Raw genomic sequence first — 24,881 nt, forward strand, 5'->3', positions numbered from 1 at the left:
CGTAGCTGTCGTGTGCCCGGGGAAAGGACGCGACGTCATGTCGGAAACCGCCTCGACCCGTGCTCTGCAAGGCCGGCATCACCGGCCGCCCGTCACCGCCGCGCCCGGGCTGCTGCCCTCGCTCGTGCCGCTGCTGCGCGAATGGGTGCCGCGACAACGGTGGTTCGCGGGCAAGGGCCGTCCGGTCACCGGCTTCGACCTGGTCTCCGCCGCCGAACTGCTGCCCGTCGACGGGCCCGCGACCCCCGGCATGCTGCACCTCCTGATCCGCGCCCGGCAGCCCGGCCCGCCGGCCCGCACCCCGGAGGACGACGACTGCTACCAACTGCTGCTCGGCGTGCACGACACGCTGCCGCCGCGGCTCGCCCACGCCCTGATCGGCCGCCCGGGGGACGGACCGCTGACCGGCCGGACGGTCTACGACGCGCTGCTGGACCCGCGGCTCTGCGCGCTGCTGCTGGAACGGCTCCGGGTACCGGGACAGCTGGGCGCGCTCCGCTTCACCGTGGGCCCGGACACCGCGATCCCCGCCGGGCTGGCCGCGCGGCCGCTGACCGGCGAGCAGTCCAACACCTCGGTGGTGTTCGGCGAGGCCTACATCCTGAAGGTGTTCCGCCGGGCCTCCCCCGGCCTCAACCCCGACCTGGAACTCCCGCTGGCCCTGGCCCGCGCCAAGTGCTCCCGGGTACCGCCGCCGGCGGCCTGGTTCGAGTCGCAGGCGGCGGGCCCGGTGCAGCCGGCCGACGGGCACCGCCACCACGCCGCGGAACCGATCACCCTCGGCGTGCTCACCCCGTTCCTGGACGGCGCGGCCGACGGCTGGCAGCTCGCGCTCAACGCCCTCTCGGTACGCGCCGACTTCACCGGCTCGGCACGGGCGCTCGGCCACGCCACCGCCGAGGTGCACACCGCGCTCGCCGAGACGCTCCCCACCACCGAGCTGCGCCGCACTCACCTGGAGCTGATCGCCACCGGCATGGCCGAGCGGCTGGACGCGGCGGCCCGCGCGGTCCCGGCGCTCCGCCCGTACCGCAACCGGCTGCGCGCCGCCTTCCAGGCGCTTCCCTCGCTCGGCGAGGACGGCCGTACCTTCGCCGCCCAGCGCATCCACGGCGACCTGCACCTGGGCCAGACGCTGCGCACGGCGGGCGAGGGCCGCTGGTCGGTCATCGACTTCGAGGGCGAGCCGGCCCGGCCGCTGGCGGAAAGGCGCGACGTCCAGCCCGCGGTGCGCGACGTCGCCGCTATGCTCCGGTCCTTCGACTACGCGGCGCGCAGCGGCCCCGGCGGCGGCGACGCCTGGTCGCTGGAGTGGGCGCGGCGCGCACGGGCCGCGTTCTGCCGCGGCTACGCCGAGGCCGGCGGCCTGGATCCGGACTCCGTTCCGGAGCTGATGCGCGCGTACGAGACCGACAAGGCCGTGTACGAGGTGCTCTACGAGGCCCGGCACCGGCCGGACTGGCTGCCCATCCCGATGGCCGCCGTCCGCCGCCTCGCCGGCGCCGATCCGCACCTCGGCACCGACCCGCACCTGACGACCGACCCCCATGTGGGCGCGGGGCCCGACCCCTACGCCGACACGGAACCGGAGGAGGGCGACCCGTCGTTCACCGCCTCCGCCCCGCCCGAGGACCGCAGCTGACCATCGTGCACAGCGCTTCGGTCCGCCGATCCCCCGACCGCCCCGCCAGGAGGCTTCTCCCGTGACCCCCCGTCCGCCGTCCCACCCCTCCTCCGACTCCGCCGCGGCGCCCGACGCCGACGTACCGCCCACCTTCCTGCCGGCCCCCGCCCGGCCGGACGGGGAGCAGGAGGCGCCGCCCGCTCAGCGCACCGGGCCCGGCCCCGAGGCGGAGGCGGCCACCGAACCCGCCGCGCAGCCGGCGCGGAAGAAGACCTCACGCACCAAGCCGGCCCGCGGCGCCGCCCGGCCGTCCGACGCGCCGGCCACCGAGGTGAAGCCGTCCGGCACATCGGAGGCCGATGTGCCGGGAGCCGGGGGCCCGGACGCCACCGGCCCCGCCGCCGAGAAGCCCGCCGCACCGAAGAAGCCCGCCACGAAGAAGTCGGCCGCCGGGCCGAAGCCGGCCAAGAAGGCCGCGGCGAAGAAGACCACGGCGAAGAAGGCCACGGCCGACGCGGCCAAGAAGCCGGCAGCGAAGAAGGCCGACGCGAAGAAGCCGGCCGCCAGGAAGGCCGGCACGCGGAAGCCGGCGGCCACGCCGGCCGCGCCGGAGACGGCCCCGGCCGACCCGCCCGCGACCGGGAGCCCGGCAGCCGCCGCCGCGCCGGTTCCGCCCGCGCAGCGTACCGCCGCCGGGGCCGGCACTCCCGAGCCCGCAGCCGTCGGCGCGAGGGCCGCCGGATCCGAGGCGTCCGCCTCGCCGGTCGGCGGGTTCGAGGCCGGCGCCGCCGCTACCGCTGGTCCCCGCACCGCCGCGGCGGCCGCGCAGACCGTCGGTGGTTCGGCGGCTCCCGCCGCCCCCGGCGGTGTGCTGCCCGCACCGCCGCTGGGCGACGGCGACCGGGGCCGGCTGCTGTCCGGTACGCACCACGACCCGCACGCGCTGCTCGGCGCGCACCCCGTGCGCGACGGCGTCCTCTTCCGCGTGCTGCGCCCGTACGCCAAGTCGGTGACCGTGGTCGCCGAGGGGCTGCGGGTCGAGCTGCCGCACGAGGGCGACGGGATCTTCGCCGGCGTGCTGCCGCTGTCGGAGCGCCCCGACTACCGGCTGGCGATCACCTACGGCGAGGGCCCGGACGCGCACGAGGTGACCGTCCACGACCCGTACCGCTTCCTGCCCGCCATCGGCGAGCTGGACCTGCACCTGATCGGCGAGGGTCGGCACGAGGAGCTGTGGCAGGCGCTGGGCGCGCGGGTCATGGAGCACGAGGGCGTGCCCGGCACCCGCTTCACGGTGTGGGCGCCGAACGCGCAGGGTGTCCGCGTCGCCGGGAACATGAACTACTGGGACGGCACGGTCTACCCGATGCGCTCCCTCGGCTCCACCGGCGTGTGGGAGCTGTTCATTCCCGGGCTGGGCGAGGGCGAGCTCTACAAGTTCGACATCGCCCGGCCGGACGGCAGCCACACGCTGCGCATCGACCCGATGGCCCGGCGGACCGAGTGCCCGCCCGCCAACGCCTCCGTCATCGACGTCTCCCGCCACGAGTGGGGCGATGCGGACTGGATGGCGCGCCGCGCCGAACGCCCGGTGCACACCTCGCCGTTGTCGGTCTACGAGGTCCACCTCCCCTCCTGGCGCCCCGGCCTGTCCTACCGCGAGCTGGCCGAGCAGCTCCCCGCGTACGTCAAGGACCTGGGCTTCACGCACGTGGAGCTGATGCCGGTCGCCGAGCACCCCTTCGGCGGCTCCTGGGGCTACCAGGTCACCGGCTTCTACGCGCCGACCGCCCGGCTCGGCTCGCCGGACGACTTCAAGTACCTGGTCGACGCGCTGCACCGGGCCGGCATCGGCGTGATCATGGACTGGGTGCCGGCGCACTTCCCGCGCGACGACTGGGCGCTCGCGGAGTTCGACGGCCGGCCGCTGTACGAGCACGAGGACCCGGCGCGCGCCGCGCACCCCGACTGGGGCACCCTCGAATTCGACTACGGCCGCACCGAGGTCCGTAACTTCCTGGTCGCCAACGCGGTGTACTGGTGCTCCGAGTTCCACATCGACGGGCTGCGGGTCGACGCCGTGGCGTCCATGCTCTACCTGGACTACTCCCGCGAGCACGGCGAGTGGACGCCGAACCAGCACGGCGGCCGGGAGAACCTGGACGCGGTCGACTTCCTCCAGGAGATGAACGCCACCGTCTACCGGCGCTGCCCCGGCGTGGTGACCATTGCCGAGGAGTCCACCGCCTGGGACGGCGTCACCCGCGCCACCCACCACGTCGGGCCCGGCGGCTTCGGCGGCCTGGGCTTCGGCCTGAAGTGGAACATGGGCTGGATGCACGACTCGCTGGTCTACATGTCCAAGGAGCCGGTGCACCGCAAGTACCACCACAACGAGATGACGTTCTCGATGGTGTACGCCTACTCCGAGAACTACGTGCTGCCCATCTCGCACGACGAGGTCGTGCACGGCAAGCGGGCGCTGGTCTCGAAGATGCCCGGCGACTGGTGGCAGCAGCGCGCCAACCACCGCGCGTATCTGGCCTTCATGTGGTCCCATCCGGGCAAGCAGCTCCTCTTCATGGGCCAGGAGTTCGCGCAGGGCGCGGAGTGGTCCGAGGAGCAGGGGCCCGACTGGTGGCTGCTGGACCCGGCGTACGACGCGGCGCCCGACCACCGGGGCGTACAGGACCTGGTCCGCGAGCTGAACCGGCTGTACGGGGCCACCCCTGCCCTGTGGGAGCGGGACACCGACCCGGGCGGCTTCGCCTGGATCGACGGCGGCGCGTGGGAGGACAACGTCTTCTCGTTCGTGCGCTACGACGACGCGGGCGACCCGCTGCTCGCGGTCTGCAACTTCTCGCCGGTGGTGCGGCACGAGTACCGCCTGGGGGTGCCGGAGAACGTGCCGGCCTGGCGGGAGGTGCTCAACACCGACGAGGAGCGGTTCGGCGGCAGCGGGGTGGTCAACACCGGGCGGCTGAAGCCCGAGCCGGTGCCGTACCACGGCCGGTCCGCCTCCCTCGCGCCGGTGCTGCCGCCGCTCGCCACGATCTGGCTGCGCCCCGAGGGCTGACGGCCGTACCGACGTGCTTGCGGGCCGGTGTCGCACCCCCTGCTCGTACGCACAGAAAAGGGGCCCGCCGACGTCTCCCGCCGGCGGGCCCCGTTCCCCCGTGACCCCCGTGCCCCCGTGCACCGGCGGTTTCCCGCCGGCCCTGGAGACTTTGCCGCTTCACAGCGTCCGGGGACAGTCCCGCCACGGGTTCGTTTCGCACCCGGGACACCGTGAGACGCAATCGAGAAATTCCGCACAAGATCGCGAACTTCGCAGGCCCCCCTCGCGTGCTGCGGCGGGGGCCTGCGTGGTGCGGCGGGGGCCTGCGTGGTGCGGGGCGGGACGAACGGCTCAGACGGCCGCCTTGTCGCCCTCCGCGCGGGGCTCCGGGAGCTCCCGGTCGGCCTCGGCGGCCGGGCCGTGGCCGTCGTCGACGAGGGTGGTCTCGTCGAAGGGACGGTTGCCCGCGAGGACCTCCTCGACCCGGGCCTTGTCGATCTCCTTGGTCCAGGTGCCGATGAGGACCGTGGCGACCGCGTTGCCGGCGAAGTTGGTCAGCGCGCGGGCCTCGCTCATGAAGCGGTCGATGCCGACGATCAGGCCGACGCCGTCGACCAGGTCGGGGCGGTGCGACTGCAGGCCGCCGGCCAGGGTGGCGAGGCCCGCGCCGGTGACGCCGGCCGCACCCTTGGAGGCGATGATCATGAAGACGAGGAGCGAGATCTCCTGGCCGAGGGACATCGGGGAGCCCATCGCCTGGGCCACGAAGATCGAGGACATCGTCAGGTAGATCGCGGTGCCGTCGAGGTTGAAGGAGTAGCCGGTCGGGACGGTGATGCCGACCACCGGCTTGCTGACGCCCAGGTGCTCCATCTTCGCGATCAGCCGCGGCAGCGCCGACTCCGAGGAGGAGGTGGAGAGGATCAGCAGGAACTCGCGGCCCAGGTACTTCAGCAGCGAGAAGATGTTCACGCCGGCGATCAGCCGCAGCAGCGTGCCGAGGACGACGATCACGAAGAGCAGGCAGGTGACGTAGAAGCCGACCATGATCACGGCGAGGGACTTCAGCGCGTCCAGACCGGTCTCGCCGACCACCGCGGCGATGGCGCCGAAGGCGCCCACCGGGGCGGCCCACATGATCATGGACAGCACGCGGAAGACCAGCTTCTGCAGGTGGCCGATGCCGCGCAGGACCGGCTCGCCGGCCTTGCCCATCGCCTGCAGCGCGAAGCCGACCAGCAGCGCGACCAGCAGGGTCTGCAGCACCTCACCGGTGGTGAAGGCGGAGACCAGGGTGGTCGGGATGATGCCGAGCAGGAACTCCGAGCTGGACTCGCCGCCACCCTCGGTCTGCGCCTGGCCCGCGTGCCGGAGCGTCTCGGTCAGGTGCAGCCCGGAGCCGGGCTCCAGGATGTTGCCGACGACCAGGCCGATGGCGAGCGCCACGGTGGACATCACCATGAAGTAGCCGAGCGCCAGGCCGCCGACCGCGCCGACCTTGGCGGCCTTCCGCACGGAGCCGACGCCGAGGACGATCGTGCAGAAGATGACCGGCGAGATCATCATCTTGATGAGGTTCACGAAGCCCGTGCCGAGCGGCTTCAGCTCCACGGCGACGCCCGGGGCGATGAAGCCGACGGCGATGCCGAGCACTACCGCGCCGATGACGGCGATGTAGAGGTAGTGGGTGCGGTCACGCTTCTTCGGCGCCGGCGCGGCGGGCTCGCCGGGGGTCCCGCCACCCGGCAGGGTCGTTGCGGCCACGACTGCCTCCTGTCCTCGATTGTCCGGTTCTGCGTGCGACCTGCGGCTCTTGAACGCAAAACAAAGTCCCGGCGACTATGCACCCCCCTCTTGATCACGTCACCCTTACGTACATTTCGTTCATGTAAACGTGACCGGGCATGCTTATGCACATGCGCCTTCCCCGTCCCCGCAGCCTGGCCGGGCAGCTCTTCGCCATGCAGGCCGTGCTGATCGCGGTCGTCGTGGCGGGCTGCGCCGTCTTCGCCTACCTGAACGCGAGCGAACGGGCCGAGGAGACCGCCCGCCGCCAGGCCACCGCCGTCGCCACGTGCGTGGCCACCGCGCCCGAGGTCGCCCGGGCCGTCCGGACGAAGGACCCCACGCGCCTGCTCCAGCCCTGGACCGAGCGGGTGCGCAAGGAAGCGGGCGTGGCCTTCGTCGTGGTGATGGACACCGACAAGACCCGGTATACCCATACCCGGCCGTCCGCGATCGGAAAGAAGTACCTGGGCCACATCGGACCCGCGCTGCGCGGCGAGATCTTCCCCGAGACGCACCGCGGCACGCTGGGACCGTCGGTGCGGGTGGTGGCGCCGGTACGGTCCGGCGGCAAGGTCGTCGCGCTGGTCAGCTCCGGCATCACCGTCGAGACGATCAACGGCGGGCTGCGCCGCCAGATGCTCTCGCTCATCGCGGTCGCCCTCGCGGCGCTGGCCCTGGGCGGCCTCGGCACGTACGTCGTCAACGCCCGGCTGCGGCGCCACACGCACGGCATGAACGCCGCCGAGCTGAGCCGGCTGCACGACTACCACCAGGCCGCGCTGCACGCCGTACGCGAGGGGCTGCTGCTGCTCGACGGGCGGCGCGCGGTCGCCCTGATCAACGACGGGGCGCGCGAGCTGCTGGGCCTGGACGGGAACGCGGTCGGCCGGCCGATCGCCGAGCTCGGGCTGCCCGAGCCGCTGACCGAGGCGCTGCGCTCCCCCGGCCCGCGCGTCGACGAGCTGCACCTGTCCGCCGATCGGGTGCTCGTGGTGAACACCGCCCCGGTCGACGGCGGCGAGCGGCGCGGCACCCTGGTCACCCTGCGCGACCACACCGAGCTCCAGGCGCTCTCGGGTGAGCTGGACTCGGTACGCGGCTTCGCCGAGGCGCTGCGCTCCCAGGCGCACGAGGCCGCCAACCGGCTGCACACCGTCGTCTCGCTGATCGAGCTGGGCCGCGCCGAGGAGGCGGTGGAGTTCGCCACCGCCGAGCTGGAGCTGGCGCAGCACCTGACCGACCGGGTGACGGGCGCGGTCGCCGAGCCGGTGCTGGCCGCGCTGCTGCTGGGCAAGGCCGCGCAGGCGAACGAGCACGGCGTGGAGCTGACGCTGACCGAGGACAGCGGGATCGACGACGGGCTGCTGCCGGCGTGGCTGCCGGCCCGCGACCTGGTGACCGTCCTCGGCAACCTGCTGGACAACGCGATCGACGCCGCGGCCGGCGCGCACCCGGCGGGCGAGGCGGCCCGCGTCGTGGTCACCGCCCGCGCCACGGACAGCGCGCTGCTGCTGCGGGTCGCCGACTCCGGCCCCGGCGTCGACCCGGAGCACGCCGAGGAGATCTTCCGGCGCGGCTGGACGTCGAAGGACACCCGCTCTACGGTGCACGGCCGGGGCCTGGGACTGGCCATCGTGCGGCAGACTGTGCGCCGCCACGGCGGCACGGTCACCCTCGACCGGGCGCCGGAGGGCGGTGCGGCGTTCGCCGTCCGCCTGCCACTGCGGACGGAGCGGGCGGAATGACCCCACAGGACGGCACGGGCGGCACCCCGCCGCCCGACACCACCGGCGACACCCCGGAGGCCCCGCACTCCCCCATCCGGGTGCTGGTCGTCGAGGACGATCCCGTCGCGGCCGACGCGCACGCGCTGTACGTCGGGCGGGTCGCCGGCTTCACCGTCTCCGGCACCGTGCACACCGCGGCCGCGGCCCGCCGCCACCTCGACCAGCACCCCGTCGACCTGCTCCTGCTGGACCTCTTCCTGCCCGACGGGCACGGGCTGCAGCTGGTGCGGACGCTGCGCGCGGCCGGGCACACCGCGGACATCTTCGCGGTGACCTCGGCCCGCGACCTGACCGTCGTACGGGAGGGCGTGTCGCTGGGCATCGTGCAGTACGTCCTGAAGCCGTTCACGTTCTCCACGCTGCGCGACCGGCTCACCCGGTACGCCGTCTTCCGCTCGGCGGCCGGCGAGGCCACCGGCCAGGACGAGGTGGACCGGGCCATCGGCGCGCTGCGGGCACCGCAGCCGGCCACCCTGCCCAAAGGGCTGACCCGGGCGACGCTCCAGGCGGTGACCGACGCGCTGCGGGCCGCCCCCGAGGGGCTGTCGGCGGGCGCGGCGGCCGAGACGGTGGGCATCTCCCGGATCACGGCCCGCCGCTATCTGGAACACCTGGTCACCGCGGGCCGCGCGGTCCGGAGCCCGCAGTACGGGCAGGTGGGCCGCCCGGAGCTGCGGTACACCTGGTGGAGCTGAGCCGGGCGCGGGCGCCGCACCCGTTCGACTGCCCAATAACAACGTTGTCACGGATCAACGGCCGCCGTGCGCACGGGCATTGACCAGCTTCGGAACGCCGCCTTACGTTCACCGGGCAGCCAACGAGGGCGGCCTCGCCGGAGCCGCCGGTGCCGGTTGGCTCGTAGGAGGTCGTGCCGTGCCCCGCCCCAGCGCTCCCCTGCTCCTCACCGCCGCCGTACTCGCCGCGTCCACGCTGACCGCCTGCGGCGGTGGTTCCGGGAACGACCCGGACGTCGTGAAGGTCTCGTTCAAGCAGTCCACCGACAACAAGGTCCGGGTCATGGACACGTACCTGGCCGCGATGAAGAAGGAGTTCGAGAAGGCGCACCCGGGCAAGAAGGTGAAGCTGGTACCGATCAAAGCGCCGGACTCCGAGTACTACACGAAGCTCCAGCAGATGCTCCGCTCCCCCAGAACGGCGCCCGACCTCGTCTACGAGGACACCTTCCTCATCAACTCCGACATCACCAGCGGCTATCTGAAGCCCCTCGATCCCTACCTGGACAAGTGGCAGGACTGGGACCAGTTCGTCGACGCCGCGAAGGACGCGGCCAAGGGCGAGGACGGCAAGACGTACGGCGTGCCGGACGGCACCGACACCCGCGGCCTGTGGTTCAACAAGGACATCTTCAAGAAGGCGGGCCTGCCCGCCGACTGGCAGCCGAAGAACTGGGACGACCTCCTCGAAACGGCTCGCACGATCAAGAAGAAGGTCCCCGGTGTCATCCCGCTGAACGTCTACACCGGCAAGCCCGCGGGTGAGATGTCCGCGATGCAGGGCTTCGAGATGCTGCTCTACGGCACGGGCGAGGACCCGCTGTACGACCCGGGCGAGAAGAAGTGGGTCGCCGGCAGCAAGGGCTTCAAGGACTCCCTGAAGTTCGTGGAGACCGTCTACAAGGAGAAGCTCGGCCCGGACGTCTCCGACGCGCTCGACCCGAACATCGGCACCCGCACGCGCGGCGAGCTGCTGCCCGAGGGCAAGCTCGCCATCAACCTGGACGGCTCCTGGCTGCCCCAGGACTGGATCGAGGGGTCGGGCCACGAATGGCCGGAGTGGTCGAAGAAGTTGGGCCTCGCGCACATGCCCACGCAGAACGGCGGGGCGCCCGGCAAGGTGAGCATGTCCGGCGGCTGGACGTGGGCGGTCCCGGCCAAGGCGGGCAACCCGGACCTGGCCTTCGAGTTCATCAAGACCATGCAGACCAAGAAGAACGCGCAGAAGTGGTACGTCGCCAACTCCGGCATCGCGGTCCGGAAGGACGTCGCCGAGGACCCGGAGTACGTGAAGGCGCAGCCCGGCATCAAGTTCTTCACCGACCTGGTCGCGCACACCCACTACCGGCCGGCCTACCCCGCGTACCCGAAGGTCTCCACCGCGATCCAGGAGGCCATGGAGGGCGTCACGACGGGCGACACCTCGGTGGCGGAGGCGGCGAAGACCTATGACGAGGAACTGGACTCGCTCACGAACGGCGAAGTGGTCAAGAAGTGAGCGCCGTCGGTACGCGCCCCGCGACCGAGAAGCCCACCGCGGCTCCCGCCGCCCGGCGCCCGCGCCGCAGCCTGGCGCGGGCCCTGCCGGTGACCCCCGGCGTCGTCCTGCTGCTGCTCTTCCTCGCCGGGCCGATCGGCTACTGCGTCTACCTGGCCTTCACCGACCTCCAGCTGACCGGCCAGGCGGAGTCGTCCTTCATCGGCCTGCACAATTTCACCAGGGCATTCGGTGACAAGGACTTCCTCAACGCCGTCTGGCTGACCCTGGTCTTCACGGTCCTCTCCTCCCTCATCGGCCAGAACACCCTCGGCCTGACGCTCGCGGCCCTGATGCAGCGCGCCTCCCGGCCGGTGCGCACGCTCACCGGCGGCATCGTGGTGGTGGCCTGGGTGCTCCCGGAGGTGGTGGCGGGCTTCCTGCTCTACGCCTTCTTCCGCCGCGAGGGCACCCTGAACGCGGTGCTCGACTGGCTGCACCTGCCGGCGCAGAACTGGCTCTACACCCTGCCCATCCTGGCGGTGTCCTTCGCCAACGTCTGGCGCGGCACGGCCTTCTCGATGCTGGTCTACTCGGCGGCCCTCAACGAGATCCCCAAGGAGATCACCGAGGCCGCCGAGGTCGACGGCGCGAGCGGCCGGCGCCGGATGTGGCACATCACGCTCCCGATGATCCGCCGCTCCATCGGCACCAACCTGATGCTCAACACCCTCCAGACCCTCTCGGTCTTCGGCCTGATCTGGGTGATGACCCGCGGCGGCCCAGGCAACCGCAGCCAGACGCTCCCCCTGTACATGTACGAACAGGCCTTCCAGAACAGCATGATCGGCTACGCGACGGCGGTGGCCCTGCTCCTGCTCCTGGTCGGCTCCCTCTTCTCCCTCGTCTACATGCGCCTGCTGCGCACGGAGGTCTGAGTGCCCGTCTCCGTTTCCGTGAAGCGCACTCAGGCAACCCGCCGCACCACCCGCCGCCTCGCGGCGGACGCGGCGCTCCTGGTGGTCGCGGCGGCCTTCGTCCTCCCCCTGGCCTGGGTACTCCTCTCCTCCCTGGACGCGCAGGCCGACCTGCAAGTGAAGATCCCCGACAAGCTCACCCTCACCAACTTCGACGCGGTCCTCGTCCCCGACGTGACCTTCACCCCGCTCCTCAACAGCCTGATCCTGTGCGGCGGGGCGACCCTGCTGACGATCGTCTGCGCGGCCCTGGCGGCCTACCCGCTGTCCCGCTACCGCTCCCGTACGGGCAGCGCCTTCCTGGCCACGATCCTCTTCGCCACCTGCCTGCCGATCACGGCGATCATGGTCCCGGTGTACGCCCTGTTCGTCCAGGTCGAGCTGATCGACACCATGCACGGCACGATCCTGTTCTTCGCGGCGTCCCAACTCCCCTTCGCGGTATGGCTGATGAAGAACTTCATGGACGGCGTACCGAAGGAGCTGGAGGAGGCCGCCTGGACCGACGGCGCCTCGCCCATGCAGTCCCTGCTCCGCATCGTCCTGCCACTGATGGGGCCGGGCATCGCGGTCGTGACCGTCTACTCCTTCGTCATGATGTGGGGCAACTTCTTCGTCCCCTTCATGCTCCTGCTCGACCCCGCGCAGATGCCCGCCTCGGTCAGCATCAACGACTTCTTCGGCAACCGCGGGACCGTGGTCTACGGCCAGCTCGCGGCCTTCTCCGTCATCTACTCGACCCCGGTGCTGCTCCTGTACATCCTGATCGCCCGCCGCCTGGGCGGCGGCTTCGCACTGGGCGGCGCCGTGAAAGGCTGACCCGTGCCTGTCCGGCGCCGCCCGGAGCGGCCTACCGTGCCCGGTGACCGCCACGCCGGCGCAAGGAGGTCCGCCATGTCCAGCGCCCCCTCCGCACCGTCCCGCGCTCTGCCGTCCCGCGCCCGCGTCGTCGCCGTGCACAGCGGCAAGGTGGTGTGTGTGAGCGAGGCATCCACCGCCGACGGCGCCCACGTGATCCAGTTCTCGCGCGGCGCCCGCGACAACGAGAAGTTCTCCCTGGAACCCGCCGGGGACGGCTCCTACCGGCTCGTGGCCAAGCACAGCGGCAAGGTCCTGAGCATCGCGGACGCCTCGCCGAAGGAGGGCGCGTGGCTGGTCCAGTGGCGGGCGGTCGGCACCGCCAACGAGAAGTTCCGGTTCGAGCCCCAGCGCGACGGCACGTTCCGCATCGCCGTGGAGCACAGCGGTCAGTACCTCGACGTCGCCGACGGCGCCACGGGCAACGGCGCCCGCCTCGTCCAGTGGCCACGCGCGGACGTCCCCCACCAGCTGTTCCGGCTGGAGCCGCTGGTCGACGCCGACTGGTGACGCCGCCGAAGCCGCCGTCTCAGCGCAGCGACTCGATGAAGTCCCCCCACGCCTCCCGCCCGAACCCGATCACCGGCCCGCCAGGCCACTTGCTGTCCCGTACGGGGACGATGCCGGGTATGTTGTCGGCGATTTCGACGCATTCACCTTGCCCGCCGCTGTAGCTGCTGGCCCGCCATATCGCTCCCGCGAGGTCGGGCTCGGCAGTACGGTCTCGGCTCATGATCTGTGCTCCTTCGCGATGCGCCGGATCAGCTTGAGCGATTCCGTCGGCGGCAACGCAGAGGTGCGGGCATCGTCGAACAGGCCGCGGTAGCAAGCCACCTCGGACTCGTGCTCCATCCAGATGTTGCCCGTCGGCGTTTCCGTGAGTACCAGATCGAGCGCCGACACCTGCGGAAAGCTCAGCAGCAAGTACGGCCCGAACATACCCGAATGCGCCCCTCGCGAGAACGGCAGCACCTGCACGGTGATGTTCGGCCGCCCCGCCATGCCTGCCAGGTGTTCCAACTGGTCGCGCATCACAGCGGGCCCGCCCACCTGCTGGTGCAGAACGCCTTCGGCGAGGACAGCCCAGAGCTCCAACGGGGTGTCGCCGGCGAGCCGTTTCTGGCGGGCCATCCGGACCTGGACGAACTGGTCGATCTCCGCCGCCGTCTGCCAGGCGCGCGAGGCCACCGTGACCGCGCGACCGTACTCCGGGGTCTGGAGCAGCCCGGGGACCAGCTGGGCCTGGAACGTCTTGATGCCGTCGCAGATGTTCTCCATGGCGATGTAGTCGCGATACGTCTCGCCGACTACGGAACCGTACTGATGCCACCACCCCTCGCGCCGTCGCCGGTTGGCCCGGCGTGCCAGCGCGACGAGACGGTCGCGGGTCTCTTCCTCCCCTACGCGGTACGCCTGCATCAAGGCGTTCAAGTCCGGCGTACGGACGGGCACATGCCCGTTCTCCAGACGGCTGACCTTCCCTTTGGTGCAGTCGAGCACCTCTGCCGCCTCGGCCATGGTGAGGTCAGCGGCTTCGCGCAAGCGGCGCAGTTCGTCACCGAGTTGGCGTCCCAGCACAGTGGACGGCTTGACGTTCGTCATGCCACCTGCCTACCAGGGGCGTCGTCTGCATGGCGTCTCGATACCCGAAAGAATGAAATTCAGCCTCGGCATCTCCTTCAACGTTGCAGGTTTGTCACCCTGCTGGCATGGCCGACAACACCCCGCCAGGGGAACCCGCCGTCATCTCCTTCCGGCTGCCCCGCAGCCACCGCACCGTGCCCAGAGCGCGGGCCGCACTGCTTGCGGCGACCGGCACCTGGGGGGTCAGCCAAGAGGCAGCGGCGGACGCCGAGTTGCTACTGTCCGAGCTCGTCACCAATGCTCTGCGCGTACCCGCGCCGCCCGACCGGCAGGTGGGGGTGCGGATCGTGCACGCGCCGGATGCCGGAACGCTGCGGCTGGAGGTGAGCGACGCCGGGGCCGGCCGCCCCGAGGTCCGCACGCCCGGCCCGGACGAGACGGGCGGCCGCGGGCTGCTGCTCGTGGCGGCGGTGGCCGAGCAATGGGGCGTCACCGCACGCCTCGGCGGTATCGGCAAAACGGTATGGGCGGAGCTGAAGGCACCGGCCCTCCTGACCGGACCCCGCGAGCAGGTCGTCGCGGCGGCGCTGGCGCAGGCCGGGAGTCGCGTACGCGCCTGGGGCGAGTGGCACTCCGTACGCAGCGTGGGCCACGGCCGGGACGCGCGCGGCAGGCCCGTCGTCGTGCTGGAGCTCTCCGGTGACGGCCCGAACCTGACGCTGCCCGCCACCGAGCCGCTGACCGTACGGAGCCATGAGGAGCGTGGATAGTCGCTCACCCGTGACGTCACGTGGGAGGTGCCACATGACGTGGAGAGAGTCGCCGATCCGAAGGCTGTACTCAAGGCAGCGCTCGGCGGGCGGCGCGCGCCCGAGCACGACGTCGACCGCTTGGGACAGACGGTGGCGCTGGAGAGGCTTGCAAAGGTTCCGGCGTACCGACGCTGGTTGAGCGACCTGCGCGCAGTGAGGGAGCAGCTGCACTTTCTGTGAATCGATCCCCGGCCGAAGTCGCGGACTGAGCGAGCGCTCAGTCAAGCAGGATTTTTGGCTGAGAATCCTCTCGCGTTTCGCTCACGGTCCGTGAAAAAATCACCCACCGTCACAAGATCACTCTCCGCAACCCGTATATTGCTACGAGTTTTCGAAGCAAAGGGCGGAACTACCCGCGTAGACATATCCGGGTCATTTACGGTGTGGCCGTGCACACGCCAGACAGGGGCGAGCGCCGCCCACCCTTCGACGCCCAGGCAGCCAAGCGCATGCGCGAGGCTCTCGGCATGACGCCCGCGCATGTCGCGTACGGCATCAACGCCGCGTACGGAAAACCGATTCAGCCACGGACGATCGCCGCGTGGGAGCGGGGCGAGGGTTCACCGACGGAGAGCGAGCTGAACGCGCTCGCGGGCGCGCTGTGGTGCGCACCCGGTGATCTGCTCGGCACACCCGACACCCTGCGCGAGTACCGCATAGCCCGCGGCATCGCCGCCGACGACCTCGCGCTGCGCATCGGGATGGAGATCCCGGCGTACGAGCGGATGGAGGCCACGGGTCAGTGGCAGGGCAACGACCGGCAGGCCGCGGCGCTCCGGGCCGAGCTGGATCTCCCGCTGCCCGCGCTGGTCCGGCTGACCGGCCGTGACCGGCAGCTGGCGGAGATGTTGCGCAGCGCGGCGACCACGCGCTGGCAGGCGTACACCCGGCCGGTGTGCAAGCTGCTGGGACTGCCCAAGCCGGCGGTGCAGAAGGCGCTGGAGTTCCTGTTCGAGGAGTACCACCGGCGGATGGCCGGGACCCTCGGCTGGGGCGGCGGCGTGGAGACGGCCGCGGAGTCCAGCGACGCGGGCCGGGACTTCCTGGCCGACGTCCTCACCCACTTCTGGGAGCAGGTCGGCGAGGGGTGAAGCCGCGCCCGGCCCGTCGGGGCCGGGCGCCGGAACGGCTCAGAAGACCGACTCGGCCTCGCGCATGCGGTCGGCGGGGACGGTCTTGAGGTGGGTGACCGCCTCGGCGAGCGGCACCATCGTGATGTCCGTGCCGCGCAGCGCGGTCATCTTGCCGAAGTCGCCGCGGTGCGCCGCCTCGACGGCGTGCCAGCCGAAGCGGGTGGCCAGGACGCGGTCGTACGCGGTGGGGGTGCCGCCGCGCTGGACGTGGCCGAGGATGACCGGGCGGGCCTCCTTGCCGAGCCGGTTCTCCAGCTCGACGGCGAGCTTGGTGCCGATGCCCTGGAAGCGCTCGTGACCGAACTGGTCGATCTCGCCCTTCGCGTAGTCCATCGTGCCCTCGGCGGGGTGCGCGCCCTCGGCGACGCAGACGACGGCGAACTTCTTGCCCCGGGCGAAGCGCTCCTCGACCATCTTGACCAGGTCGTTCACGTCGAAGGGGCGCTCGGGCAGGCAGATGCCGTGGGCGCCGCCGGCCATGCCGGACTCCAGCGCGATCCAGCCCGCGTGGCGGCCCATGACCTCCACGACCATGACCCGCTGGTGCGACTCGGCGGTGGTCTTCAGGCGGTCGATGGCCTCGGTCGCGACGCCGACGGCCGTGTCGAAGCCGAAGGTGCGGTCGGTGGAGGAGATGTCGTTGTCGATGGTCTTCGGCACACCGACCACCGGCAGCCCCGCGTCGGCGAGCATCCGGGCCGCGGTGAGGGTGCCCTCGCCGCCGATCGGGATGAGCGCGTCGATGCCGTACTCCTTCGACATGTCCTTGGCGTCCTCGCAGGCCTGGCGCAGCCGCGCGCGCTCCAGGCGGGAGGAGCCGAGGATGGTGCCGCCACGGGCGAGGATGCCGCCGACGGCGTCGAGGTCGAGCTTGCGGTAACGGCCGTCGAGCAGACCCTTGAAGCCGTCCTCGAAGCCGATGACCTCGTCGTCGTGGCCGGTGACGGCGCGGTGCACCACAGAGCGGATCACGGCGTTGAGGCCCGGGCAGTCGCCGCCCGCGGTCAGGACTCCGATACGCATCGTGCTGAGTCTCCTGTGCTCGATGTTGGTTCTGGTGAGCCGGTGCGATTGTTTCACGGGCCGGTGACCGGTGACCTCACGCGTCTCGGGTACTCCGCCTTCGGGTACCCGGCACAGGAGTCCTCACCCGCCTCGTGCACCCGCCTTCGCCCACCGGCGCCGACCATGGACACTGGAGGAAGCGGCCTATCCACTGACGCAGGTATTGTCAAGGGGGGCAAGGCCACCATAACGGGTAATTTCCCCCTGTGAGCGACGGAAAAGGACGGAGATCGCGCGTGACGCGGAGCGTGTACGTGACCGGCATCGGCCGCGGCGACGGACGCCAGGTCATCGAGCTGGGGGTCATGGAACTGCTGACCCGCCATGTGGACCGGGTCGGCGTCTTCCGCCCGCTCGTGCACGACGACGGCCCGGACCGGCTCTTCGACCTGCTGCGGTCGCGGTACCGCCTCACCCAGCCGGCCGACACGGTGTACGGCATGGGCTACGAGGAGGCGAGCGCCCTGCAGGCCGAGCGGGGCGCCGACGAGCTGGTCTCCCGGCTGGTGGACCGCTTCCACGACGTGGCCAGGGAGTACGACTACGTCCTGGTGCTGGGCACCGACTACGCCGACACCGGCCTGCCGGACGAGCTGAGCCTGAACGCACGGCTGGCGAACGAGTTCGGCGCCTCGGTGCTGCCGGTCGTCGCGGGCCGCGACCAGGAGCCGGAGTCCGTCCGGGACGAGGCCCGCAACGCCTACCGCGCCTTCGAGTCCATGAGCTGCGACGTGGTCGCCCTGGTCGTGAACCGGGTGGCCCCCGCCGACCACGCCGCCGTCGTGGAGCAGCTGGCCACGCACCTGCCGGTGCCCTGCTACGCGCTGCCCGAGGACGCCTCGCTCTCCGCGCCGACCGTCTCGCAGATCGCCCACACCCTCGGCGGCGAGGTGCTGCTCGGTGACGACTCGGGGATGGCCAGGGACGCGAAGGACTTCGTCTTCGGCGGCGCCATGCTGCCGACGTTCCTCAAGGCGCTGACCGAGGGCTGCCTGGTCGTCGCGCCCGGGGACCGCGCGGACCTGATCATCGGCTCGCTCGCCGCGCACAGCGCCGGCGCCCCGCCCATCGCCGGCGTCCTGCTCACCCTCGGCGAGCGGCCGGGGCCCGACATCATGGCGCTGGCCGCCCGGCTGGCGCCCGGTACGCCGGTGATATCCGTGCCGGGCGGGTCTTTCCCGACGGCCGGCGAGCTGTTCGAGATCGAGGGCAAGCTGAGCGCCGCCTCGCCGCGCAAGGCCGAGACCGCACTCGGCCTCTTCGAGCGGCACGTGGACACCGTCGAGCTGACCAAGCGCATCTCGGTCCTGAAGTCCGACCGGGTCACCCCGATGATGTTCGAGCACGAGCTGATCGAGCGGTCCCGGTCCGGGCGCCGCCGGGTCGTGCTGCCCGAAGGCACCGAGGAGCGCGTGCTGCGCGCCGCCGACGTGCTGCTCCGCCGGGACGTGTGCGACCTGACGCTGCTGGGCGAGGAGGACGCGATCCGCAAGCGCGCCGCCGACCTCTCCATCGAACTGGGTGACGCGCAGATCATCGACCCGCACACGGCGCCGGTGCGCGAGCGGTTCGCCGAGCGGTACGCGGAGCTGCGCGCCCACAAGGGCGTGACGTACGAGCTGGCGTACGACGTGGTCGCCGACGTCTCCTACTTCGGCACGCTGATGGTCCAGGAGGGCCTGGCCGACGGCATGGTGTCGGGTGCCGTGCACTCCACGGCGGCCACCATCCGGCCGGCGTTCGAGGTCATCAAGACCAAGCCGGACGCGCAGATCGTCTCGTCCGTCTTCTTCATGTGCCTGGCCGACCGGGTGCTGGTCTACGGCGACTGCGCGGTCAATCCGGATCCGAATGCCGAGCAACTGGCCGACATCGCCATCCAGTCCGCCGCCACCGCCGCTCAGTTCGGCGTCGAGCCGCGGATCGCGATGCTGTCGTACTCCACCGGCACCTCCGGCTCCGGCGCGGACGTGGACAAGGTGCGCAAGGCCACCGAGCTGGTCCGCGAGCGCCGCCCCGACCTGCTGGTCGAGGGCCCGATCCAGTACGACGCGGCCGTGGACGCCGACGTCGCCCGCACCAAGCTGCCGGACTCCGAGGTCGCGGGCCGGGCCACCGTGCTGGTCTTCCCGGACCTGAACACCGGCAACAACACCTACAAGGCCGTGCAGCGGTCGGCCGGCGCGGTCGCCGTCGGCCCGGTCCTGCAGGGGCTGCGCAAGCCGGTCAACGACCTCTCGCGCGGCGCCCTGGTCCAGGACATCGTCAACACCGTCGCCATCACGGCCGTCCAGGCCCAGGGCGACGCGACCCCGGCCGGCCGCTGACCCCGTCTCCCCCGCCCCTTCTTCCCGTAGTCCTCCCGTATTCCTCCCGTATCCCGACCCGAAAGCTTCTCCATGACTACCGACGCCACCCGAGTCCTCGTCCTGAACTCCGGATCCTCCTCGCTGAAGTACCAGCTGCTGGACATGAACGGAGGCGTCCGGCTGGCGGTGGGGCTGGTCGAGCGGATCGGCGAGCAGGCCTCGCGCCTGGTGCACACCCCGCTGGCGGCCGGCGGCGAGAAGCGCGAGCGCGAGGAGCGGATGGCCGACCATGACGCGGCGCTGAAGGCGGTCGCGGACGAGCTGTCGGAGGACGGGCTGGGGCTGGACTCCCCCGAGCTGGCCGCGATCGGCCACCGGGTGGTGCACGGCGGGCTGCGGTTCACCGAGCCGACGGTGATCGACGAGGCGGTGCTCAAGGAGATCGAGCGGCTGGTGCCGGTCGCGCCGCTGCACAACCCGGCGAACCTCACCGGCATCCGGACCGCCCAGCGGCTCCGCCCGGACCTGCCGCAGGTCGCCGTGTTCGACACCGCCTTCCACTCGACGATGCCGGAGTACGCGGCCCGGTACGCGATCGACGTGGAGACCGCCGACGCGCACCGCGTGCGCCGGTACGGCTTCCACGGCACCTCGCACGCGTACGTCTCGCGCGAGACCGCCAAGCTGCTCGGCAAGGACCCGTCCGAGGTCAACGTCATCGTGCTGCACCTGGGCAACGGCGCCTCCGCCTCGGCGGTGGCCGGCGGCCGCTGCGTGGACACCTCGATGGGCCTGACCCCGCTGGAGGGCCTGGTCATGGGCACCCGCTCGGGCGACATCGACCCGGCGGTCATCTTCCACCTGGAGCGCAACGCCGGGCTGTCCAGCGACGAGATCGACGAGCTGCTCAACAAGAAGAGCGGCCTGATCGGGCTCTGCGGCGACAACGACATGCGGGAGATCCGGCGGCGGATCGACGAGGGCGACAAGCGGGCGGCCCTCGCGTTCGACATCTACATACACCGGCTGCGGAAGTACATCGGCGCCTACACCGCCGTGCTGGGCCGGGTCGACGCGGTGGCCTTCACCGCGGGTGTCGGGGAGAACTCCGCGCCGGTCCGCGAGGCCGCGGTGCTGGGCCTGGAGGAGATGGGGCTCGCGGTGGACGCGCGGCTGAACGCCGAGCGGTCCGGCGAGGCGCGCATCATCTCGCCCGACTACGCCCGCGTGGCGGTCGCCGTGGTGCCGACCGACGAGGAGCTGGAGATCGCCAACCAGACATACGCACTGGTCAGCGCCTAGTTTTCGGCGCTTCCGCCAGGTGGAATATTCCGCTCTGAAACAAACCGATAGGATTCAGCCCATGCGCCGTTCGAAAATCGTCTGCACCCTGGGCCCCGCCGTTGACTCCTTCGACCAGCTGAAGACGCTGATCGAGGCCGGCATGAACGTGGCCCGTTTCAACATGAGCCATGGCACCCACGAGGAGCACGAGGAGCGGTACCACCGCCTTCGTAAGGCCGCCGAGGAGACCGGCCGCGCCGTCGGCGTCCTCGCCGACCTCCAGGGGCCGAAGATCCGCCTGGAGACCTTCGCCGACGGTCCGGTGGAGCTGGTGCGCGGTGACGAGTTCGTCATCACCACCGAGGACGTGCCCGGTGACAAGACCATCTGCGGCACCACCTACAAGGGCCTGCCCGGCGACGTCTCCAAGGGCGACCCGGTCCTGATCAACGACGGCAACGTCGCGCTCCAGGTGGTCGAGGTCGACGGCCCGCGCGTGCGCTGCATCGTCATCGAGGGCGGCGTGATCTCCGACCACAAGGGCATCAACCTACCCGGCGCGGCGGTCAACGTCCCGGCCCTGTCCGAGAAGGACATCGAGGACCTGAAGTTCGCCCTGAACATGGGCTGCGACCTGGTGGCGCTGTCCTTCGTGCGGGACGCCAAGGACGTCCAGGACGTGCACCGCGTCATGGACGAGGTCGGCCGCCGGGTGCCGGTGATCGCCAAGGTCGAGAAGCCGCAGGCCGTCAACAACATGGAAGAGGTCGTCGCGGCCTTCGACGGCGTCATGGTGGCCCGCGGTGACCTGGCGGTGGAGTACCCGCTGGAGAAGGTCCCGATGGTGCAGAAGCGCCTGGTGGAGATGTGCCGGCGGAACGCCAAGCCGGTGATCGTGGCGACCCAGATGATGGAGTCGATGATCACCAACTCGCGGCCGACCCGCGCCGAGGCCTCCGACGTGGCCAACGCGATCCTGGACGGCGCGGACGCGGTCATGCTCTCCGCCGAGTCCTCGGTCGGCCAGTACCCCATCCAGACCGTCAAGACGATGTCGAAGATCGTCGAGGCGGCCGAGGAGGAGCTGCTGTCCAAGGGCCTGCAGCCGCTGGTCCCGGGCAAGAAGCCGCGTACGCAGGGCGGCGCCGTGGCCCGTGCCGCCGCCGAGATGGCCGACTTCCTGAACGGCAAGGCGCTGGTGGCCTTCACCAAGTCCGGTGACACCGCCCGTCGCCTGTCCCGCTATCGCGCGGTGCAGCCGATCCTGGCCTTCACCACCGACGAGTCCACCCGCAACCAGCTCTCGCTGAGCTGGGGCGTGGAGACCTTCGTCGTGGAGCACGTCAACACCACCGACGCCATGGTCGACCTGGTCGACTCCGAGCTGCTGAAGCTCAAGCGGTACAACGCCGGCGACACCATGATCATCACGGCCGGTTCGCCCCCCGGCGTCCCCGGCACCACCAACATGGTCCGGGTGCACCACCTGGGCGGCGAGCGCGCCTGACGCGCCCCGTACGCACGCGAAAGGCCCCGCTCCTCCGAGGAGGAGCGGGGCCTTCGTGGTGCGGCTCCCGCGACGGGTACGTGGACCGGACGGATCCGGAGCTGCTGCGGTGCCTCAGGTCATGTACTGGTGCAGGCCCGGGACGTGCAGGTTGCCGCCGAACTGGCCGGCCTGGTCGAGCTCGACCTTGGTGAAGTAGGCGAACGGGGTGTTGATCGGCGGCGGGTGCTCCGCGTCGAACACGATGGGGATCAGCCCGAAGAGGTTGCCCTGCAGCCGCTCGGTGTACATCGTCACCTTGCCGCCGCGGAAGGTGGAGGTGGAGCCCTTGCGCGCCTCGACGTGGTACTTGGTCCCCGACGTCGGGTCGTCCACCGTCTGGTGCAGGTCGCCGATGTCCACGCTGTCGGCGGTGAACTTCAGCACCTGCTTGGTGTGGCCGCTCTGGGTGGTGACGTTGACGACGCCCTCGTAGTCCAGGCCGCGCAGGGTGAGCGCGGAGGACGTCAGGTGCCAGGGCTTGTCGGGCAGGGTGACGGGGGTCTGCTCGTCCTTGCCCTTCTGCTTGTTCTCGACGACGCAGGGGTAGCCCTTCTTGCCGTTGGCGTCCGTGCCGTCCAGACCGCCGCCGGGCAGGGCGTTGTCCGCCATGCCCACGGCGCCGTGGACGGTGTCGCCGACGGTCTTCGAGCCGTCCTTGAGCGAGTCGCCGGCCTTGCCGAGACCGTCCGTGACGCCTTTGACGGTGTCCTCGACGGGCTTGGTGGCCTTCCCGGCGGACGCGCCGGAGTCCTCGGTGGCCTCCTTGGAGGTGTCCTCGGACGCGGACTCCGAGGCCGACGGGGTCGGGCTCGGCGAGTCGGTGGCCGTGCCCTCGGAGTCCCCGGATTCCGAGGAGTCCTCGGACGTGTCGCCGCCGCCCAGCAGGCCGCCGAGCGCGTCACCGACGCCGCTCAGCAGGCCGCCGTCCTTCTTCTCCTCCTCGGGGGAGGCGGACGGCGACGGCGTCGCGGAATCCGACGGCTCCTCGCCCTTGGGGGTGGCGGACGGCTCGGACGTCTTGTCCTCGTCCGTGCCGGAGGGCTTCGTGGACGGCTCGGCGGTGTCCTTGCCGCCCTTCTCGTCGCCCTTGGCGTCCTCGTCCCCGGCCTTGGCGTCCTTCTCGTCGGCCTTGGCGTCCTTGTCGTCCACCTTGTCCGGCGCGGTCACGCACGGACCGCCGCGGAAGGGGCTCTCCGGGGGCTTGGGCTTGGCCACGGCCAGCTGGGGCGTGAGCCCCATGCCCATGAGCACGGCGGAGGGCATGGCGGCAATCGCGATCGCCTTGCCGGCGGGCACGTGCAACCGCGTCAGCAGCGGCTTCCTCGGCGCCGCGTGCCGCCCGGATCTCGCCCCGGCGGCTGCGCCCTCGTCGTGCAGCTCGTCACCCGGCACGATGCCTCCCGTTCGTCCCGTTGGTCGGGCTCTTACCTGACAGGTCGTCCAGTACGCCGCGCGAACCGCCCGCTCCGGCCGCCGCGGGTCGCCCGCCGCCGAACGCGTCGAACCCGTCGGCGCCGTCGTCCGCACGCCCGCTGGGTCCGTCGGTGTCCTCGTCGGCGGCCCCGGCCGGGGCCGCCTTACCGGGCGCCCAGGAGACCGCCAGCGCACCGCCGATCAGCCCCAGCAGGAAGCCGATCAGGAAGGCACCGAAGTTGGAGACGACCAGGGACACCAGCGACAGCAGGATCGCCGCGACACCGGCGAACACCCGCGAGGCGGGCTGGAACCACATGGTCAGACCGAGCACGACCAGCAGCACGCCGATGATCAGCGAGCCGGCGCCCGCCGTCGTCGCCATGCGGACGGTCAGGGAACCAATCGTGAGGTTCGCGTAAGGGATGTACATGATCGGGATGCCGGCCAGCAGGGTCAGCAGCCCGCCCCAGTAGGGGCGTTGTCCACGCCAAACCCGGAAGGAACGGCGCTGCCGGCCGATTGTCTCGCTCAGCCGTGGTCGCGTGTCGGCGCTCATCTCGTACAGCTCCTCGGGACTGGCAATTCGGTGGTACGTGAGCTGGTGGTGCTCGGTGCTGTCGACGGGTGGCGCACGGGCACAGGGTCACGGCCCGTCGGAGGGCCTGGTGTCCGGCTTCCCCGTGCCCGCACGCTCAGTGCGTCAGTAGCACTCGTTCTTGCCCGCGGAAACCTTCATCTTCAGGCCGCTGAGCTTGAACGTGCCGGCGGTGGTCGCCCACGCCGTCTGCTTGACACCGGTCAGGGTGGCCGTGTCGGCCTCCTGGGCGAACGAGCCGGGGTCGGCCTTGTCACCCTTCTTGATGCCGGGGCCCTTGGACGTCGAACCCGCGGCAACACCGATGTTGATGTTGTTGAAGGTCGCGTCCGCCTGCAGCTGGTCCAGGTCGATGTAGAGGTTCTTCGCCTCGACCGGCGTGTCACCGCCACCCGCCTGCAGCTTCATCGACACGTCGCCGAAGACCGGGACGGGCACGACGACGGACTGGCAGAGGTTCTTGATCTTGGCGTTGGAGAACGCCGAGACCGCCACCGGGATCTGCTTGCCGCCCTTCTGGGCGTCGACGGCGCCGTACTGGACGAACCCGGTGCCGTCCAGGCGGTCGGTCGACACCTTGAACTGCTGGCCGGACACGCTGAACGACGCGGCCAGCGCACCCTGCGAAAGGGCCACGCCGATCGCGGCCGTCGCAGCGACGCTCGGCACCATGACGACGGCGAACCGCTTCCATCTGGTCCCGCCACGAGCCAGGGACTCCATGACTTTCCTCCTTCTCGGACGTACATCTCCGGCGCCGGCCGATCGGTCATGGATACGGCCGCACCTGGGATGGGAGAAGTGCTACGTCCTCGGGAAGGAGAGCGCCTG

General features: G+C 71.2%; 21 protein-coding genes. 14 read left to right on the forward strand and 7 right to left on the reverse strand.

From position 1 onward, the window contains the following. Positions 1 to 37: 37 nt before the first annotated feature. On the forward strand, positions 38 to 1,642 hold the full coding sequence (locus IF20_RS11905; protein ID WP_199896563.1) for a maltokinase N-terminal cap-like domain-containing protein: 1,605 nt from the start codon (positions 38 to 40) through the stop codon (positions 1,640 to 1,642). A gap of 61 nt (positions 1,643 to 1,703) precedes the next feature. Next, on the forward strand, positions 1,704 to 4,700 hold the full coding sequence (gene glgB, locus IF20_RS11910) for a 1,4-alpha-glucan branching enzyme (protein WP_110944080.1): 2,997 nt from the start codon (positions 1,704 to 1,706) through the stop codon (positions 4,698 to 4,700). Positions 4,701 to 5,033: 333 nt separating this feature from the next. On the opposite strand, the gene IF20_RS11915 is transcribed toward glgB, so the two are convergent. Beyond that, the gene (locus tag IF20_RS11915; RefSeq protein WP_052865069.1) at positions 5,034 to 6,446 is read right to left on the reverse strand and encodes a cation:dicarboxylate symporter family transporter; all 1,413 of its coding nucleotides are present in this window, start codon (positions 6,444 to 6,446) and stop codon (positions 5,034 to 5,036) included. 152 nt (positions 6,447 to 6,598) lie between these two features. Between IF20_RS11915 and IF20_RS11920 the strand changes: the two genes are divergently transcribed. The 6 genes from IF20_RS11920 to IF20_RS11945 all read left to right on the forward strand — a co-directional run bounded on the left by IF20_RS11920 (position 6,599) and on the right by IF20_RS11945 (position 12,813). Further along, on the forward strand, positions 6,599 to 8,215 hold the full coding sequence (locus tag IF20_RS11920; protein ID WP_110944100.1) for a sensor histidine kinase: 1,617 nt from the start codon (positions 6,599 to 6,601) through the stop codon (positions 8,213 to 8,215). Continuing rightward, entirely contained in the window at positions 8,212 to 8,952 is a 741-nt protein-coding gene (locus IF20_RS11925; RefSeq protein ID WP_110944081.1) for a response regulator, read from the forward strand. Before IF20_RS11920 ends, IF20_RS11925 begins: the two co-directional genes overlap by 4 nt. 178 nt (positions 8,953 to 9,130) lie before the next feature. Then, positions 9,131 to 10,489, forward strand: a complete 1,359-nt coding sequence (locus IF20_RS11930) for an ABC transporter substrate-binding protein (protein ID WP_052865071.1) — start codon at positions 9,131 to 9,133, stop codon at positions 10,487 to 10,489. Then, positions 10,486 to 11,406, forward strand: coding sequence for a carbohydrate ABC transporter permease (locus tag IF20_RS11935; protein WP_052865072.1), 921 nt, complete (start codon positions 10,486 to 10,488; stop codon positions 11,404 to 11,406). Before IF20_RS11930 ends, IF20_RS11935 begins: the two co-directional genes overlap by 4 nt. Positions 11,407 to 11,424: 18 nt before the next feature. After that, positions 11,425 to 12,264 carry a carbohydrate ABC transporter permease gene (locus IF20_RS11940; protein WP_052865201.1) on the forward strand — a complete coding sequence of 280 codons (840 nt, stop codon included), beginning with the start codon at positions 11,425 to 11,427 and terminating at the stop codon, positions 12,262 to 12,264. Positions 12,265 to 12,339: 75 nt separating this feature from the next. Then, on the forward strand, positions 12,340 to 12,813 hold the full coding sequence (locus IF20_RS11945) for an RICIN domain-containing protein (protein WP_052865073.1): 474 nt from the start codon (positions 12,340 to 12,342) through the stop codon (positions 12,811 to 12,813). 19 nt (positions 12,814 to 12,832) lie between these two features. Here IF20_RS11945 and IF20_RS11950 read toward each other — a convergent pair whose 3' ends face one another. Both IF20_RS11950 and IF20_RS11955 read right to left on the reverse strand, forming a co-directional pair. Continuing rightward, on the reverse strand, positions 12,833 to 13,036 hold the full coding sequence (locus tag IF20_RS11950; RefSeq protein WP_052865074.1) for a DUF397 domain-containing protein: 204 nt from the start codon (positions 13,034 to 13,036) through the stop codon (positions 12,833 to 12,835). Continuing rightward, positions 13,033 to 13,905 (reverse strand): helix-turn-helix domain-containing protein, encoded by an 873-nt coding sequence (locus IF20_RS11955; RefSeq protein ID WP_052865075.1) that lies wholly within the window; start codon positions 13,903 to 13,905, stop codon positions 13,033 to 13,035. Before IF20_RS11955 ends, IF20_RS11950 begins: the two co-directional genes overlap by 4 nt. A 107-nt stretch (positions 13,906 to 14,012) precedes the next feature. Here IF20_RS11955 and IF20_RS11960 point away from each other — a divergent pair, with 107 nt between their 5' ends. The 3 genes from IF20_RS11960 to IF20_RS11970 all read left to right on the forward strand — a co-directional run bounded on the left by IF20_RS11960 (position 14,013) and on the right by IF20_RS11970 (position 15,790). Beyond that, the gene (locus tag IF20_RS11960; RefSeq protein WP_052865076.1) at positions 14,013 to 14,657 is read left to right on the forward strand and encodes an ATP-binding protein; all 645 of its coding nucleotides are present in this window, start codon (positions 14,013 to 14,015) and stop codon (positions 14,655 to 14,657) included. A 39-nt stretch (positions 14,658 to 14,696) separates the two neighbouring features. Beyond that, on the forward strand, positions 14,697 to 14,879 hold the full coding sequence (locus IF20_RS11965; protein WP_052865077.1) for a hypothetical protein: 183 nt from the start codon (positions 14,697 to 14,699) through the stop codon (positions 14,877 to 14,879). Between the two features lie 209 nt (positions 14,880 to 15,088). Then, on the forward strand, positions 15,089 to 15,790 hold the full coding sequence (locus tag IF20_RS11970) for a helix-turn-helix domain-containing protein (protein ID WP_407702485.1): 702 nt from the start codon (positions 15,089 to 15,091) through the stop codon (positions 15,788 to 15,790). Between the two features lie 39 nt (positions 15,791 to 15,829). Here the strand turns inward: IF20_RS11970 and IF20_RS11975 are convergent, their stop codons facing one another. Continuing rightward, the gene (locus tag IF20_RS11975) at positions 15,830 to 16,855 is read right to left on the reverse strand and encodes an ATP-dependent 6-phosphofructokinase (protein WP_052865079.1); all 1,026 of its coding nucleotides are present in this window, start codon (positions 16,853 to 16,855) and stop codon (positions 15,830 to 15,832) included. 278 nt (positions 16,856 to 17,133) lie between these two features. On the opposite strand from IF20_RS11975, the gene pta reads away from it, so the two are divergent. From pta to pyk, 3 genes are all read left to right on the forward strand, one after another. Then, positions 17,134 to 19,224 (forward strand): phosphate acetyltransferase, encoded by a 2,091-nt coding sequence (gene pta, locus IF20_RS11980; RefSeq protein ID WP_052865080.1) that lies wholly within the window; start codon positions 17,134 to 17,136, stop codon positions 19,222 to 19,224. Positions 19,225 to 19,296: 72 nt separating this feature from the next. Then, positions 19,297 to 20,508, forward strand: coding sequence for an acetate kinase (locus tag IF20_RS11985; protein ID WP_052865081.1), 1,212 nt, complete (start codon positions 19,297 to 19,299; stop codon positions 20,506 to 20,508). Between the two features lie 61 nt (positions 20,509 to 20,569). Continuing rightward, entirely contained in the window at positions 20,570 to 21,997 is a 1,428-nt protein-coding gene (pyk, locus tag IF20_RS11990) for a pyruvate kinase (RefSeq protein ID WP_052865082.1), read from the forward strand. 114 nt (positions 21,998 to 22,111) lie between these two features. On the opposite strand, the gene IF20_RS11995 is transcribed toward pyk, so the two are convergent. The 3 genes from IF20_RS11995 to IF20_RS12005 form a co-directional block, all read right to left on the reverse strand. After that, complete coding sequence (locus IF20_RS11995) at positions 22,112 to 23,431, reverse strand: hypothetical protein (protein ID WP_052865083.1); 1,320 nt, start codon at positions 23,429 to 23,431, stop codon at positions 22,112 to 22,114. Then, on the reverse strand, positions 23,421 to 24,011 hold the full coding sequence (locus tag IF20_RS12000) for a DUF6114 domain-containing protein (protein ID WP_052865084.1): 591 nt from the start codon (positions 24,009 to 24,011) through the stop codon (positions 23,421 to 23,423). Before IF20_RS12000 ends, IF20_RS11995 begins: the two co-directional genes overlap by 11 nt. A gap of 144 nt (positions 24,012 to 24,155) precedes the next feature. Continuing rightward, positions 24,156 to 24,773 carry a DUF6230 family protein gene (locus tag IF20_RS12005; RefSeq protein WP_052865085.1) on the reverse strand — a complete coding sequence of 206 codons (618 nt, stop codon included), beginning with the start codon at positions 24,771 to 24,773 and terminating at the stop codon, positions 24,156 to 24,158. Between the last annotated feature and the right edge of the window lie 108 nt (positions 24,774 to 24,881).

Source organism: Streptomyces niger (genome assembly GCF_000718305.1).
Taxonomy (GTDB): Bacteria; Actinomycetota; Actinomycetes; order Streptomycetales; family Streptomycetaceae; genus Streptomyces; species Streptomyces niger.